The organism is Sphingobium sp. HDIP04, from assembly GCF_000445085.1.
GTDB lineage: Bacteria > Pseudomonadota > Alphaproteobacteria > Sphingomonadales > Sphingomonadaceae > Sphingobium > Sphingobium indicum.
This window is the reverse complement of the sequence record NZ_ATDO01000129.1, coordinates 19555-34524: the sequence shown is the minus strand read 5'-3', so window position 1 is coordinate 34524 and position 14970 is coordinate 19555. Positions and strand designations below refer to the sequence as shown.

Below are 14970 nucleotides of genomic sequence, written 5' to 3'. Positions count from 1 at the left end.
ACGACATTCCCCGATCCCGATGCGATGATAGCGAAAAATCCGCTTCTCAGAAACGGTTATCGCGCGGGAAGCCGGTGGGCGGCATCCGCCCGGCCGCGCCCCTGGCGACGCGCCATGGCGTCATGTCCGCCTCCGTGCGCACCCGCCCCGTTCCCCCGCCCATGGCCCAGCTAAGCCCGTCCGACAGGCGGAAGGCGATGGCGTCCGACAGGCCGCCGTCGCGATATCGCTGCATCTGCACGCCCTGCCCCCGCGCCATGCGCGGCATTTCGATCAGGGAAAAGACCAGCAGCTTGCGATTCTCGCCCACCACGGCGACGCTGTCGGCATCGGGCGCGATGGGGTGGACGACGCTCAGCTTCGCGCCGGTGCGGACATTGACCACCTGCTTGCCCTTGCGGGTTTCCGCGATCACGTCGGCCACCGCCGCCACGAAGCCCCGCCCGTCGGATGACGCCAGCAGCAGTTCGCCGCCGATGCGCGCAGGCATCAGCGCGACGATCTGGCCGGTGCCGTCCATGTCGACCAGCGACCGCACCGGATCGCCGAAACCGCGCCCGCCCGGCAGCTTGTCCGCGCCCAGGGTGAAGATGCGCCCGGTCTCCGTCGCCAGCAGCAGCTTGTCGGTGGTCTGCGCGTGGAAGGCGATCATCGGACCGTCGCCTTCCTTGAATTTCAGCGTATCGGCGGAGGCCAGGTCGCGATGCCCGCTCATCGCCCTGATCCAGCCGCGTTCGGACAGGATGACGGTGATCGGCTCCTTCTCGATCATCGCCTCCAGCGGGATTTCCCGCGCCGGCGCCGCTTCCTCGACCAAAGTGCGCCGCCTGCCGAAATCGCTGTCGGGCGAATAGCGCTTGCGCAGGTCGGCCAGATCCTTCTTCAGCCGCGTCCGCTGCCGCGCCGGGCTTTCGACCAACTTGATGAGGTCATCCCGTTCCTTCAGCAGTTCGGAATGCTCGCGCCGCAGTTCCATCTCCTCCAGCTTGCGCAGGCTGCGCAGCCGCATGTTCAGGATCGCCTCGGCCTGCCGGTCGTTCAGGCCGAACTCGGCCATCATCACCTCTTTCGGCTCGTCCTCGGTCCGGATGATCTCTATCACCCGGTCCAGGTTCAGATAGGCGATGATATAACCGTCCAGCAGTTCCAGCCGCGCCGCGATCTTGTCCAGCCGGTGCTGGGCGCGCTTCACCAGCACGTCGATCTGGTGCTTCAGCCATTCGATCAGGACCGGCTTCAACCCCAGCACCCTGGGCGTGCGCGTCGCGTCCAGCACGTTCAGGTTCAGCGGGAAGCGGTTTTCCAGGTCGGTCAGCCGGAACAGGCTGTCCATCAGCACGTCCGGGTCGACCGTGCGGGCGCGGGGTTCGATGACGATGCGGATCAGTTCGTCGCTCTCGTCCCGCACATCGGCCAGGATCGGCAGCTTCCTGTCGTTGATCAGCGCCGCGATCTGCTCGATCAGCTTCGACTTCTGCACCTGGAAGGGGATTTGCGTGACCACCGCGACCCATGTGCCGCGCCCGCCATCCTCCTTGTGCCAGCGGGCGCGGGTTCGAAACGATCCCCGCCCCGTCGCATAAGCCTCTGAAATAATGGAAGGACTGTCCACCAGCACGCCGCCGGTCGGAAAGTCCGGCCCGCGCACGATCCGCATCAGCTCGGCATGTTCGGCATCGGGATTGTCGATCAGCAGGCTGGCCGCGTCGATCAGTTCGGCGACATTGTGCGGCGGGATGCTGGTCGCCATGCCGACCGCGATGCCGCTGGCGCCATTGGCCAGCAGGTTGGGGAAGAGGCCGGGAAAGACCTCCGGCTCCTGATCCTCGCCATTATAGGTGGGGCGGAATTCGACGGTGCCCTCGTCCAGCCCCGCCATCAGGTCGGCCGCCGCCTGCGTCAGCCGCGCCTCCGTATAGCGCATCGCCGCCGCATTATCGCCGTCGATATTGCCGAAATTGCCCTGTCCGTCGACCAGCGGCGTGCGCAGCGAGAAATCCTGCGCCAGCCGCACCATCGCGTCATAGACCGACGCGTCGCCATGCGGGTGATATTTGCCGATGACGTCGCCGACGACGCGGGCGCATTTCTTGTAGGACGTGGTGTTGCGCGCCGGATTGGCGACCAGCACGTCCGGCGAAGCCCCGCCCGGCTCCATCTTGAGCAACCGCATCGCCCACAGCAGCCGCCGGTGCACCGGCTTCAACCCGTCGCGCAGGTCCGGCAACGACCGCGCCGTGATGGTGGAGAGCGCATAGACGAGGTAGCGCTGCGACAGCGCATCGTCGAACGGGTGATCCTTGATAGCGTCGAACGGGTCGCGAAAATCGGTCATCGCGCAGGGGAATAGCAGCGCCGCGACAAAACGGAAACGGAGTTTAATCCCACCCTGCTCCTGCGAAGGCAGGAGTCCAGTTCGCCCCAGGCAGCGTGGACAAATTCAAGTCTCGCCGGACTGAGTAATTTGGGTGGAAAGCGGACCTATCCTATTCCTCCCCATCGAGAGATGGGGAGGGGGACCGCGCGAAGCGTGGTGGAGGGGAAAAGGCACGGCCTCCGAAATTTCCCCTCCACCAGCCTGCGGCTGGTCCCCCTCCCCACGCTTCGCGTAGGGAGGAATGATGTCCGGAAATGCCCATCCCCCACATCCCGAATTTGTCCACCCGGCCCAGGGCAGAACTGATTTCCCGCCTTAGCAGGAACACGCAACATCAACGCGCTTCACCGCGGCAAAAACCGCCCTTCCGGGTCCGCCGCGATCTCCCGCGCGAACTCCGCGCCGATCCAGTCGCGAAACGCCTTCACCTTGGCCGTGTTGCGCGCATGGGGCGGATAGACCACCCAATAGCTCGCCCGCTCCCGGACATAGGAGGGCACGGCCTCCACCAGCAATCCGGCCTCCACCTCCGCCTTCCACAGGAAGGGATTGACGATGGCCACCCCCTGCCCGGCCATGGCGGCGCGGCCCTCCATCACCTGGGAATCGAACGCGATTGCGGGCGGCAGCCCCTTGCCGTCCGCCTCCACCCCCATGGCGGCGAACCATTCATGCCACCACATGTCGTCCGGCGACAGGCGCGGCATGGCGTGCAGCGCCTGCGCATCGGCAATGGGTCCGTTCGCCGCCAGCCAGGCCGGGCTGCAAAGCGGCGCCAGCCGGTTGTGGGTCAGCAGCTTCGCCTCCAGCCCCGGCCATTCGCCCCGCCCGCCCCGCACCGCCACGTCCACGCCGTCGCGGGCCAGGTCCACCACCCGGTCGGTCGCGTCGATCCGCACGGCCAGCCCCGGCTGGCGCATCTGGAACGTCCCGATCCGCTGGGCGAGCCAAAGATGCGCGAAGCTGTTGGTGCAACTGATCGTCAGGATCGTCATATGGTCCTGCGTCAGCGCGGCGAACCCCTCCCGCATCTGGTCGAAGGCGCGAGACACGACCGTCGCGATCTCTCGCCCCTTGTCGGTCAATGCCACTTTCCGTCCCGCCCGCTGGAACAGGCTGATGCCCAGCCGCTCCTCCAGCAACTTCACCTGATAGCTGACCGCCGCCTGGGTCATCCCCAATTCCTGCGCGGCGGCAGTGAAATTCTCCAGCCGTGCGGCGGCTTCGAACACGCGGACGGCGGACAGGGGCGGCAATGGTCTCATGCGCCATGGATAAGCCAGCCTTATGATTCCCGTCCACCCTTTTGTTGGCCGACCCCCTGAAAAAGAGCGATAGGAAATCCCGAAAAACGCCATTCATTCTCCACAACGTTCATGGAAAGGAACTGTCATGCATATGTCCAAGGACGCCCGGCTGTCCCCCCGCGCCCATGAAACCGCCCAGGATCGCCCGGATCTGACCGCCGCCATCATGCAGGCCTTCCGCGCGCTCCACCGCATCGCCTGGTCGGCGCCCTGGGCGGAGGAACGGCGGTGAAGCCCCGCAAAAATCGCGAACAGGGTTCAACGGGGCTTGCACAATCCGCGCCACGCGCCAACTTGCGCGCGTGTCCGATTCCCGCCTTTCCCCTGTTCCCGATCTTCCCCCTCCGCCGCCCCGGCTGCTGACCGGGGCCGCGCTGTTCCTCGATTTCGACGGAACGCTGGCCCCCATAGCCGACACGCCCGACGGCGTGGAGGTCGATGACGACCTGCTCGCTCTGCTCGGCCGCCTGCGCGATCGGCTCGAGGGGCGGCTTGCCATCGTCAGCGGCCGATCCGTCGCCACCCTGCGCGATTTCGGCTTCGGGCAGTTCCTGCTCGCCGGCACCCATGGGCTGGAACTGGCGGAACCCGGCCGCCCCATAGAGGCGCCCGCCCGCCTGCCCGCGATCAATGAGGCGGAAGCCGCCTTCCAGACCTTCGCGTCCGGCAAGCCCGGCGTCCTTGTCGAGCGCAAGACGATCAGCGTCGGCCTGCATTTCCGCGGCGCCCCCCAATGGGGCCGGGAGGCGGGCGACCTCGCCGCCGGCCTGGCGGACCGGCTCGACCTCGCGCTCCAGCCGGGCAAGATGCTCTACGAACTGCGTCCCGGCGGCGCCGACAAGGGCAGCGCCGTCCGCGCGCTGATGCGCCGCGCGCCCATGGCCGGCGGCACGCCGTTGTTCATTGGCGACGACGTCACCGATGAGGAGGGCTTTGCCGTGGCGCGCGATCTGGGCGGCGCCGGCATTCTCGTCGGCGTGCCCCGGGCGACGCTCGCCGCATTCTCTTTGGAACAGGTTGCCGCCGTCAGGCATTATCTGGCCCAGGGGGTCGCTGGCACCGACTGATCCGATGGTCCGGCGCCCCCGTCGTGCACGAACAAGGGGGACGGACCGATAGAGACGCAGAAAAACGACCTTCCCGGCGGGAATGAGCGCACGCTCGACCTGTGGCCCATCGGCAATTGCCAGGCTTCGGCGCTGATCGACCGGGCCGGGCGGATGGTATGGGCCTGCGTCCCCCGCGTCGATGGCGATCCGGTATTCTCGGCCCTGCTGGACGATGCCGCCTGGGATGAACCGGATGCGCGGGGCTTCTGGGCCATAGAACTGGAACACTGCGTCCGGATCGAGCAGCATTATGTCCGCAACACCCCCGTGCTCGTGACCCGCCAGACCGACGCGCAGGGCAATGCGATAGAGCTTTACGATTTCTGCCCCCGCCACAAGCATCTGGGCCGGATGTACCGCCCGGTCGCGTTCGCCCGCGTGGTGCGGCCCGTGTCCGGCAGCCCGCGCGTTCGCGTCAGGTTGCGGCCCACCACCTCCTGGCATTCGGAAAAGGTGCCGATCAGCTACGGATCAAACCATATCCGGCTGGTGCTGTCCTATATGGCGATGCGCGTTTCCACCAATGCGCCCATCGGCCTCATCTCCCAGGAAAGCTGGTTCCGGCTGGAACATGACATGCATTTCTTCCTGGGTCCGGACGAGAGCTTTTCCGACGCCCTCCGCCCCGCAGTGGAGCGGATGCTGGACGATACGATCCACGAATGGCAGATCTGGGTGCGCGGCCTCGCCATTCCAGCCGAGTGGCAGGAGGCAGTGATCCGCTCCGCCATCACGCTCAAGCTGTGCCAGCATGAGGAAACCGGCGCCATCGTCGCTGCGCTGACCACCAGCATCCCCGAACATGCGGACAGCGGCCGCAACTGGGACTATCGCTATTGCTGGATCAGGGACGCCTATTACACAGTGGAGGCGCTGAACCGGCTGGGCGCGCTGGACGTTCTGGAAAGCTATCTCGTCTACCTCCGCAACATTGTCGACGGTGCGCGGGGCGGCCATATCCAGCCGCTCTACGACGTGCGCGGCAACGCCACGCTGGAGGAGCGGGAGGCGCAGAACCTGCCCGGCTATCGCGGCATGGGGCCGGTGCGCGTCGGCAATGCCGCCTATTCCCAGGTGCAGCATGACGCCTATGGCCAGATCGTCCTCTCCTCCGTGCAGGGCTTCATCGACCAGCGCCTGCTGCGCATGGCGGGGCTGTCGGATTTCGAGGCGCTGGAGGCCGTGGGCGAGCGCGCCTGGCAGGTCTATGACCAGCCCGACGCCGGCCTGTGGGAATTGCGCACCCGCGCCCATGTCCACAGCTATAGCGCGGTGATGTGCTGGGCGGCGTGCGACCGCCTCGCCCATGCGGCGGCGGCCCTGGGCCTGCCGGAACGCGAAGTCCATTGGCGCGAACGGGCGGAGGTCATGAAGGCCCGCATCCTCCAGTCGGCCTGGCGGACGGACAGCAACGCCATTTCCGCCACTTTCGAGGACGACGCGCGGGATGCCTCGCTGCTCCAGTTGCTGGACCTGCGCTTCCTGGCGGCCGACAATCCCATGTTCGTCGGCACGCTGAAGGCCCTGGAGCAGGATCTTCGCCGGGGCAACGACATGCTGCGCTACAGCGCGCCGGACGATTTCGGGGAGCCGGTCACCGCCTTCAACGTCTGCACCTTCTGGCTGATAGAGGCCCTGCATCGGACCGGCCGCAGCGAGGAGGCCCGCGCCCTCTTCGAGGAGATGCTGTCCCGCCGCACCGCCGCCGGGCTGCTTTCCGAAGACATCGACCCCGCCACCGGGGAATTGTGGGGGAACTATCCCCAAACCTACTCATTGGTCGGCATCATCAATTGCGCCGTGCTCTTGAGCAAACCGTGGAGCGTGATGCGATGAGGCGCTTGGCATGGAGGCGCTTGGCATGAGCCGCCTGATAGTCATTTCCAACCGGGTCAGTCGCCCGACCAAGACCGGCAACCAGGGCGGCCTGGCCGTCGCGCTTTCCCAGGCCCTCCGGGAAAGCCGGGGCATCTGGGTCGGCTGGTCGGGCGAGGTCACGGAGAATTTCACCGGACAGATCGGCTTTTCGGAGGATGAAGGGGTCAAGACCGCGACCATCGATCTGGAGGAGCAGGACGTCGATGAATATTATAACGGCTATGCCAACAAGACGCTCTGGCCGCTGTTCCATTTCCGCATCGACCTGGCCGAATATGCCCGCGATTTCGAGGGCGGGTACAACCGCGTCAACCAGCGTTTCGCGGACACGACCAGCCCGCTGATCGAGCCTGAGGACATCATCTGGGTCCAGGATTATCACATGATCCCGCTGGGTCGGATGCTGCGCGATCGGGGCCATGACAATCGCATGGGCTTCTTCCTGCACATCCCCTGGCCGCCGACCCGGCTGCTGGTGTCGCTGCCCCACCACAGCAAGCTGGTGCAGACGCTGTTCGCCTATGACGTCGTGGGGTTCCATACGGAGGAATGGCTGGAATCCTTCCGCCACTATGTGGAGCGGGAGATGGGCGGAACGGTCGACGGCGATTTCGTGACGCTGGGAAACCGGACGATCCAGGCGATCGCCTGCCCCATCGGCATCAACGCGCAGGAATATGCCAGCGCCGCCGTCAGCGACGCCGCCAAGGACATGTATGAGAAGGTCCGCCGTTCGCTTCAGGACCGTCCCATGATCGTGGGCGTGGACCGCCTGGACTACAGCAAGGGGCTGGAGGAGCGGTTCAACGGCTATGCCCGCTTCCTCAAGGATCATCCCGAACAGCATCGCAATGTCGTGCTGACGCAGATCGCGCCGCCCTCCCGCGGGGAGGTGGAAAGCTATCAGCAGATCCGCGCAACGCTCGACGCGCTGGCAGGCCGCATCAACGGCGAATATAGCGACGTCGACTGGACGCCGATCCGTTACGTCAACCAGGGCTATCCGCGCGACAAGCTGGCCGGCATCTACCGCGCCGCGAAGATCGGGCTGGTCACGCCGCTGCGCGACGGCATGAACCTGGTCGCCAAGGAATATGTGGCGGCGCAGGATCCCGACGATCCCGGCGTCCTCATCCTGTCGCGCTTCGCCGGCGCGGCCCAGCAGCTCAAGGACGCGCTGCTCATCAATCCCTACAGCCCGGAGGAGATGTCAGACGCCATCACCCGCGCCCTTTCCATGCCCCTGGACGAGCGCAAGCGCCGCTGGCGCGCCATGATGGACAGCGTGGAGCAGCAGGACATAAGCTGGTGGCGTCAGCGCTTCACGGAGCGGCTTATGGCGGTCCAGCGCGACGGCGAAGTGAAACCGGAGGCGCAACCGGCTTAACTTTCCCGCCGGCGCCGCTACTGTCGGACAGATGGATGATGATGAGGAAGAAGCGGGCGGCGCCCTTGCCGCCATTCGCGCCAGATCGGGCGTCATATTGGGGGCGGTCGGCCTTTTGCCGTGGCTGGCGCTGATCTGGTTCATGTTCGGGGACGTGCTGTAGCTATCCCCATCCATTTGCACCCTTGCCCACTTTGGTCTAAGGGCCAGCCCAAGCAGCCCCGGCACCCGCTGATCCTTCCCGATTCGCGTTTGCCGGGGCACATTCATTCTTGGGAAGACAGGAACCGCGCATGGCCCGTCGCCGCCAGATCTACGAAGGCAAGGCAAAGATCCTTTACGAAGGCCCGGAGCCGGGCACGATCATCCAATATTTCAAGGATGACGCGACCGCCTTCAACGCCCAGAAGAAGGGCACGATTTCGGGCAAGGGCGTGCTCAACAACCGGATTTCCGAGCATATCTTCACCCTGCTCGGCCAGATCGGGGTTCCGACCCACTTCATCCGCCGCCTCAACATGCGCGAGCAGCTTGTCCGCCAGGTCGAGATCGTGCCGATCGAAGTCGTGGTGCGCAACGTCGCCGCGGGTTCGCTCAGCAAGAAGCTGGGCATCGAGGAAGGGACGCAGCTTCCCCGGACGCTGATCGAATATTGCTACAAGGACGACGCGCTGGGCGACCCGCTGGTGTCGGAAGAGCATATCGCCTGCTTCGGCTGGGCGAGCCAGGACGAGATGCACGACATCGCCGACATGGCGATCCGCATCAACGACTTCATGTGCGGCCTGTTCGCGGGCATCGGCATCCGCCTGATCGACTTCAAGCTGGAGTTCGGCCGCCTGTGGGACGGCGATTACAGCCGCGTCATCCTGGCCGACGAGATCAGCCCGGACGGCTGCCGCCTGTGGGACATGGCTACCGGCGAGAAGCTGGACAAGGACCGTTTCCGCCGCGACCTGGGCGGCGAAGTCGAGGCCTATCAGGAAGTCGCCCGCCGTCTGGGCCTGATGCCTGAGGGCGTCGATACGACCGTCCTCGACCTCGACACCCACCGCAAGAAGCGCAGCAAGGATTGATAGATATAGGACGCGCTGCTCAGGCGAGCAGCGCGTCCACCAGCAGCTTGATGCCCAGCAATACCATCAGCACATAGATGAGCGTGTAGAAGCGCGCCGGATCCACGCGCCGCACCAGCACCACGCCCGCCAGGGTCGCCGCGACGGCCACGGGAATCAGCGTCGCGGTCGCCAGCAAATTGGTCCGGGTGAACTGCCCCAGGGCGGCATAGGCGGGCACCTTCATCCAGTTCATCGTGGCGAAGGTGACCGCCGTCGTCCCGACCAGCGTGTCGCGGGGCAGGCGCTTGGGCAGCACCCACATCTGGAAGGGCGGCGACCCGGCATGAGCGATCTGGCTGGTGAAGCCGCTCGCCACGCCGAACAGCATGCCGATCCAGCTTGGCGAATTGGACGGCAGCACCATCGCGCCGCCGCGCTCGATCCAGAGCCGCTGAAGCCCGAACAGCGCCGAAATCAGGCCCAGCACGCCCAGCACCGCGACTTCGGACACCTGGGCCGCGAAGACATAGCCGATGGCGACCCCCATCGCCATGCCCGGCAGCATGACCTTCGCTATGTGCCGGTCCCAGCTATGGCGGAACGACCAGACGCTGACGGCGTCCTGCAGGATCAGGATGGGCAGCAGGATCGCCGCCCCCTTCACCGGGTCCACGCCCAATGCCATGATCGGCATGGCCAGCGCCCCCACCCCGGCGAACCCGCCCTTGGCGAGGCCGGACAGGATCACGGCGGCGACGGCGCAGGCATAATAGAGATATTCCTGATTCATGGCGCCCGCCTAAAGCAACGCCGCCGATCGGGAAAGCATAATGCCTTGCCTGCGGGAGCCGAGGGGATTAGGGGGTGCGCGAAAGCCTGATTACGGAGTTCCCTGCCCCATGAAAGCCCGCATCTTCGTCACCCTCAAGGGCGGTGTCCTCGATCCGCAGGGCAAGGCGATCCATCATGCGCTGGAAGGCCTTGGCTTCGGCGGCGTCAACGACGTGCGCGCGGGCAAGCTGATCGAGCTTGACCTGGCCGACGGCACCAGCGACGAGGATATCGACGCCATGTGCCGCAAGCTGCTGGCGAACACGGTGATCGAAAACTACCGCATCGAAAAGGCCTGAGCCATGAAGAGCGCCGTCATCGTCTTCCCCGGCAGCAATTGCGACCGCGACCTCGCCGTGGCGTTCGAGGCGGCGACCGGCGCGAAGCCCGCCATGATCTGGCACCGCGACACCGAACTGCCCGACGATATCGACCTGATCGGCGTGCCGGGCGGCTTTTCCTATGGCGACTATCTGCGTTCCGGCGCGATGGCGGCCCGCTCGCCGGTGATGCAGGCGGTGGCGAAGGCGGCGGACCGGGGCGCCTATGTGCTGGGCATCTGCAACGGTTTCCAGGTGCTGACGGAGAGCGGGCTGCTGCCCGGCGCGCTGCTGCGCAATGCGGGCGGGCATTTCGTCTGCCGCGACGTCGCGCTGACGGTGGAGAATGCGCAGAGCGCTTTCACCAGCCGCTATGAGGCGGGGGAAGCGATCAGCTTTCCGGTGGCGCATCATGACGGCAATTATTTCGCCGACGCGGCGACGCTCGACAGGCTGGAGGGCGAAGGCCGCGTGGCGCTGCGCTATGCGGAGAGCGTCAACGGGTCGGCGCGGAACATCGCGGGCATTTTGAACGAGACCGGCAATGTGCTGGGCATGATGCCGCATCCGGAGCGCGTGATCGAGGCGGCGCATGGCGCGACCGATGGCCGGCGGCTGTTCGAGGGGCTGGTCGAGGGGCTGCTGGCGCGAGCCTGAGAGGGGCTGCCTTTCAAGAAGCTGAGTGAACTATGAAAGGCCGGGAAACTGCGGCTTCCTGGTCTTTTTTCCTGTTCGCCGTCGAGCGTTTCACCCCGAAGTTCACAGTGTATGCGCGCGCGTGCCTAGGCGCGCGTATGCGTGGTGAGGCGATTGGTCGGACGTTTCAAAGAGCGACGTGGGATAGGCTGGCTGGCGTCGAATAGGACAGGGCAAATTGTGGGGGTGGTTGAGAAATAGGATGTTTTTTTAGGGAAGCTGTGGCCATTGGGTTACGCCTGATCCTGAGCCAATCATCTGGACTCGGGGCCGGACAATTGAAAAGAGAGTCTGAAAATGGCCAGTCGCGGTCATTCTGGGCGCGCCAGGATCAACGCACGACCCACTCCGCCGAAGCGATGCCCTGCGCGTAGAGCAGCACGGACAAATCGCCATGCACGATCTCAGCCGCCGCAGCTTCGCGGGTCTTGGGCTTGGCATGATAGGCGACGCCCAGTCCCGCCCCCTGGATCATCGGAATATCATTGGCTCCGTCGCCCACCGCCAGCGTCAGGGCGCGGTCGATGCCGCCCTCGATCGCCGCCTCCAGTTCCGCCCGCTTGCGCGCCGCGTCGACGATGGGCACCGTCACCGTGCCCAGCAAGGCCCCGTCCGCAATCTCCAGCACATTGGCGACCGCCGCGTCGAAGCCGATTTCCTCCGCCACCGGCCCGGTGAAGCGCGTGAAGCCGCCCGACACCAGCAAAGTCGTCGCGCCCCGCGCCTTCATCGTCCGCACCAGTTCCCTGGCGCCGCCCATGATGACGACCCGTTCCTCGCGGCACTGGTCGATGGCCGCGTCCGCCAGCCCCTTCAGCAGGGCCACACGCTCATGCAGCGCGCCCGCGAAATCCAGTTCGCCGCGCATCGCCCGCTCGGTGATTTCGGCGATCTGCGGCTTGATCCCGGCATAGTCGGCCAGTTCGTCGATGCATTCGACGGTGATCATGGTGGAATCCATGTCCGCGATCAGCAGCTTCTTCTCGCGCCCCTCGGCCAACTGGACGATCACGTCCACCCGCTCGCCGATGCCGGTCAGCACCGCCCGCGCCGCGACCGGATCGAACCCGAAGAAAATATCCGCCGCCTTGCCCTCGTCCAGCCACTTGCTATCGACGGGCGCGCATCCCGCCGTCGCCAAGCGTCCGACGGCATCGGCAATATCTTCCTGACTCAAGGCCCCGCTTGCCACTAAGGTCGCAACGAACATGGATACTCCTGCCACATCGAAGGGCGAATCCCGCCCCCGCGTCGCGCTTATTGCCGGGCCTACCGCCAGCGGCAAGAGCGCGCTTGCGGTCCGCCTGGCCCACATGACCGGCGGCATCGTCATCAACGCCGACGCCAGCCAGGTCTATGCCGACCTCCGGATCCTCTCCGCCCGGCCGTCGGATGAGGAGATGGACGGCGTTCCGCACCGCCTGTTCGGCCATATCGACGGGGCAGAGGCCTGCACCGCCGCCCGCTGGGCCGCCGAAGCCAAAGCCGAAATCGACAAGGCGCATAAGGCGGGCCGCCTGCCCATATTGGTCGGCGGCACCGGCTTCTATCTCCGCACCCTGCTGGACGGCATCGCCCCGGTTCCGGACATAGACCCCGCCATCCGCGCCGCCGTCCGCGCCCTTGCCGTGGCCGACGCCCACGACGCCCTCGCAAAAGAAGACCCCGAAGCCGCCGCCCGCCTAGCCCCCGCCGACACCACCCGCGTCGCCCGCGCGCTGGAGGTGGTCCGCTCCACCGGCAAGCCCCTCGCCCAATGGCAGCAGCATAAAAGCGGCGGCATCGCCGACGGCATCGCCCTCTCGCCCCTGATCCTCCTCCCTCCCCGCGACTGGCTGATCGCCCGCTGCGACCTGCGCTTCGGGCAGATGCTGGACGGCGGCGCCGCGGCGGAAGTCGAGGCCCTGCTCGCCCGCAACCTTTCCCCCGACCTTCCCGTCATGCGCGCCATCGGCGTGCCCGAAATCGCCGCCTGGCTGGCGGGACAGATCGACCGCGACACGATGCTGAAACGCGGCCGCATCGCCACCCGCCAATATGCGAAACGCCAATATACCTGGTTTTCGCGCCAGCCCCCGCCCGAATGGCCGAGCGAGAACCGACAGATTGATGCAGAAATATTGGGTGAATTGGCAATTAAATTACAGCAATAACTCTTGACTTGCCATTTTATGTCCAATAGACGCAGCCGCCTTGCCATCGCTCCGCTTCTGGAGCAGAGGGCGCAGCAATTATCCAACGGAAGGATCCATCGTGGCCGAAAAGAGCGGCGCGGACATATTGGTTGAGTGCCTGATCGACCTGGGGGTCGAGGTCGTGTTCGGTTATCCGGGCGGCGCGGTGCTGCCCATTTATGACGCACTCTTCAATCATCCGAAGATCCGCCACGTCCTGGTCCGCCACGAACAGGGCGCGACCCATATGGCGGAGGGTTATGCCCGCTCCACCGGCAAGCCCGGCGTCGTGCTCGTCACCTCCGGCCCCGGCGCGACCAATGCCGTCACCGGCATCACCGACGCGCTGATGGATTCCATCCCGATGGTCGTCATCACCGGCCAGGTTCCCACGCATCTCATCGGCACGGACGCTTTCCAGGAAGCGGACACGGTCGGCATCACCCGCCACTGCACCAAGCACAACTATCTGGTGAAGTCGCCGAACAAGCTGGCCAGCGTCGTCCATGAGGCGTTCCATATCGCCACCACCGGCCGCCCCGGCCCGGTCGTCATCGACATTCCGAAGAATGTCCAGATCGCGACCGCGCCCTACAGCAAGCCGCAGGCGTTCGAACATGCCAGCTACCGCCCCCAGACGAAGGCGGACCCGGCCGCCATCGCCAGCGCGGTGGAGATGCTGGCGGCGGCCGAGCGCCCGATCTTCTACACCGGCGGCGGCGTCATCAACTCCGGCCCCGAAGCATCCGCCCTGCTGCGCGAGATCGCGGCGCTGACCGGCGCGCCCGTCACCTCGACGCTGATGGGCCTGGGCGCCTTTCCGGCTTCGTCCGATCAATGGGTCGGCATGCTCGGCATGCACGGCACCTATGAAGCCAATTGGGCGATGAACAAGGCGGACCTGATCGTCTGCGTCGGCGCCCGCTTCGACGATCGCGTGACCGGCCGCCTGGACGCCTTCTCGCCGGATTCGAAGAAGATCCATATCGACATCGACCGCAGCTCGATCAACAAGACGGTCGACGTCGACTTGGCCATCATCGCGGACGTCGCCAGCGCGCTGGCGGACATGATCGCGCTCTGGAAGGATCGCTGCCACAAGGCGGCAGACCTTTCCGAATGGTGGGCGCGGATCGACGGCTGGCGCGCGCGCAACAGCCTCGCCTATCCCGACAGCCGCGAAGAGATCATGCCGCAGGAGGCCATCGCCCAGCTTTACAAGGCGTCGCGCTCGGCCAAGGACGTCATCATCTCCACCGAAGTCGGCCAGCATCAGATGTGGGCGGCGCAGCATTTCGGCTTCGACGCGCCCAATAAATGGCTGACCTCCGGGGGCCTCGGCACCATGGGCTACGGCTTCCCGGCGGCCATCGGCGCGCAACTGGGCAATCCCGACAGCCTGGTCGTCTGCGTCGCGGGCGACGCCTCGATCCAGATGAACATCCAGGAAATGGGCACGGCCAGCCAGTATCGCCTGCCGGTCAAGATCTTCATCCTGAACAATGAATATATGGGCATGGTCCGCCAGTGGCAGGAACTGACCTATGAAAGCCGCTATTCCAACAGCTATTCGGACAGCCTGCCCGACTTCGTGAAGCTGGCGGAGGCCTATGGCTGGACCGGCATCCGCATCGAGGGGCCGCAGGAACTGGAGGCGGGCATTGCCCAGATGATCGACACGCCCGGCCCGGTGCTGGTCGATTGCCGCGTGGCGAAGCTCACCAACTGCTTCCCGATGATCCCGTCGGGCGCGGCGCATACCGACATGCTGCTCGACCCCAGCCAGGTCGAAGGCGTCATGTCGGACGAAGCGAAGGCGCTGGTGTAAAGGAT

Annotated in this window: 14 protein-coding genes; 10 read left to right on the top strand and 4 right to left on the bottom strand. The window is 65.7% G+C overall.

The window, feature by feature from the left end; all coding sequences use genetic code 11:
* Positions 1-46 precede the first annotated feature (46 nt).
* Together parC and gcvA are read right to left on the bottom strand one after the other, a co-directional pair.
* Positions 47-2335 (bottom strand): DNA topoisomerase IV subunit A, encoded by a 2289-nt coding sequence (parC, locus tag L286_RS44365; protein WP_020818842.1) that lies wholly within the window; start codon positions 2333-2335, stop codon positions 47-49.
* A gap of 386 nt (positions 2336-2721) precedes the next feature.
* On the bottom strand, positions 2722-3642 hold the full coding sequence (gcvA, locus tag L286_RS44360; RefSeq protein WP_025161096.1) for a transcriptional regulator GcvA: 921 nt from the start codon (positions 3640-3642) through the stop codon (positions 2722-2724).
* A 127-nt stretch (positions 3643-3769) separates the two neighbouring features.
* On the opposite strand from gcvA, the gene L286_RS49085 reads away from it, so the two are divergent.
* From L286_RS49085 to purC, 6 genes are all read left to right on the top strand, one after another.
* Positions 3770-3916, top strand: coding sequence for a hypothetical protein (locus L286_RS49085; RefSeq protein ID WP_020818844.1), 147 nt, complete (start codon positions 3770-3772; stop codon positions 3914-3916).
* 70 nt (positions 3917-3986) lie between these two features.
* Positions 3987-4751, top strand: coding sequence for a trehalose-phosphatase (otsB, locus tag L286_RS44355; RefSeq protein WP_020818845.1), 765 nt, complete (start codon positions 3987-3989; stop codon positions 4749-4751).
* A gap of 99 nt (positions 4752-4850) precedes the next feature.
* Positions 4851-6629, top strand: coding sequence for a glycoside hydrolase family 15 protein (locus L286_RS44350; RefSeq protein ID WP_274518534.1), 1779 nt, complete (start codon positions 4851-4853; stop codon positions 6627-6629).
* Between the two features lie 25 nt (positions 6630-6654).
* A complete protein-coding gene (otsA, locus tag L286_RS44345; protein ID WP_025161097.1) occupies positions 6655-8058 on the top strand; it encodes an alpha,alpha-trehalose-phosphate synthase (UDP-forming) in 1404 nt (467 codons plus the stop codon).
* A gap of 31 nt (positions 8059-8089) precedes the next feature.
* Positions 8090-8221, top strand: coding sequence for a hypothetical protein (locus tag L286_RS49635; protein ID WP_020818847.1), 132 nt, complete (start codon positions 8090-8092; stop codon positions 8219-8221).
* A 130-nt stretch (positions 8222-8351) separates the two neighbouring features.
* Positions 8352-9134 (top strand): phosphoribosylaminoimidazolesuccinocarboxamide synthase, encoded by a 783-nt coding sequence (gene purC, locus L286_RS44340; RefSeq protein WP_007682103.1) that lies wholly within the window; start codon positions 8352-8354, stop codon positions 9132-9134.
* Between the two features lie 19 nt (positions 9135-9153).
* Here the strand turns inward: purC and L286_RS44335 are convergent, their stop codons facing one another.
* On the bottom strand, positions 9154-9906 hold the full coding sequence (locus L286_RS44335) for a sulfite exporter TauE/SafE family protein (RefSeq protein WP_013039843.1): 753 nt from the start codon (positions 9904-9906) through the stop codon (positions 9154-9156).
* A gap of 109 nt (positions 9907-10015) precedes the next feature.
* On the opposite strand from L286_RS44335, the gene purS reads away from it, so the two are divergent.
* Complete coding sequence (gene purS / locus L286_RS44330; RefSeq protein WP_007682101.1) at positions 10016-10246, top strand: phosphoribosylformylglycinamidine synthase subunit PurS; 231 nt, start codon at positions 10016-10018, stop codon at positions 10244-10246.
* Between the two features lie 3 nt (positions 10247-10249).
* Complete coding sequence (gene purQ, locus L286_RS44325; protein ID WP_020818848.1) at positions 10250-10924, top strand: phosphoribosylformylglycinamidine synthase subunit PurQ; 675 nt, start codon at positions 10250-10252, stop codon at positions 10922-10924.
* Positions 10925-11294: 370 nt separating this feature from the next.
* On the opposite strand, the gene serB is transcribed toward purQ, so the two are convergent.
* A complete protein-coding gene (gene serB / locus L286_RS44320; RefSeq protein WP_013039842.1) occupies positions 11295-12173 on the bottom strand; it encodes a phosphoserine phosphatase SerB in 879 nt (292 codons plus the stop codon).
* Between serB and miaA the strand changes: the two genes are divergently transcribed.
* Positions 12172-13116 (top strand): tRNA (adenosine(37)-N6)-dimethylallyltransferase MiaA, encoded by a 945-nt coding sequence (miaA, locus tag L286_RS44315; protein ID WP_020818850.1) that lies wholly within the window; start codon positions 12172-12174, stop codon positions 13114-13116. The two genes, serB and miaA, sit on opposite strands and share 2 nt — an antisense overlap.
* Before the next feature lie 100 nt (positions 13117-13216).
* Entirely contained in the window at positions 13217-14965 is a 1749-nt protein-coding gene (locus L286_RS44310) for an acetolactate synthase 3 large subunit (protein WP_020818851.1), read from the top strand.
* Positions 14966-14970 lie beyond the last annotated feature (5 nt).

What these genes read in the sequence shown, in the direction of transcription:
- parC (WP_020818842.1), bottom strand. Translation starts at nt 2,335, where the DNA reads ATGACCGATTTTCGCGACCCGTTCGACGCTATCAAGGATCACCCGTTC.
- gcvA (WP_025161096.1), bottom strand. Translation starts at nt 3,642, where the DNA reads ATGAGACCATTGCCGCCCCTGTCCGCCGTCCGCGTGTTCGAAGCCGCC.
- L286_RS49085 (WP_020818844.1), top strand. Translation starts at nt 3,770, where the DNA reads ATGCATATGTCCAAGGACGCCCGGCTGTCCCCCCGCGCCCATGAAACC.
- otsA (WP_025161097.1), top strand. Translation starts at nt 6,655, where the DNA reads ATGAGCCGCCTGATAGTCATTTCCAACCGGGTCAGTCGCCCGACCAAG.
- L286_RS49635 (WP_020818847.1), top strand. Translation starts at nt 8,090, where the DNA reads ATGGATGATGATGAGGAAGAAGCGGGCGGCGCCCTTGCCGCCATTCGC.
- purC (WP_007682103.1), top strand. Translation starts at nt 8,352, where the DNA reads ATGGCCCGTCGCCGCCAGATCTACGAAGGCAAGGCAAAGATCCTTTAC.
- L286_RS44335 (WP_013039843.1), bottom strand. Translation starts at nt 9,906, where the DNA reads ATGAATCAGGAATATCTCTATTATGCCTGCGCCGTCGCCGCCGTGATC.
- purS (WP_007682101.1), top strand. Translation starts at nt 10,016, where the DNA reads ATGAAAGCCCGCATCTTCGTCACCCTCAAGGGCGGTGTCCTCGATCCG.
- purQ (WP_020818848.1), top strand. Translation starts at nt 10,250, where the DNA reads ATGAAGAGCGCCGTCATCGTCTTCCCCGGCAGCAATTGCGACCGCGAC.
- miaA (WP_020818850.1), top strand. Translation starts at nt 12,172, where the DNA reads ATGGATACTCCTGCCACATCGAAGGGCGAATCCCGCCCCCGCGTCGCG.
- serB (WP_013039842.1), bottom strand. Translation starts at nt 12,173, where the DNA reads ATGTTCGTTGCGACCTTAGTGGCAAGCGGGGCCTTGAGTCAGGAAGAT.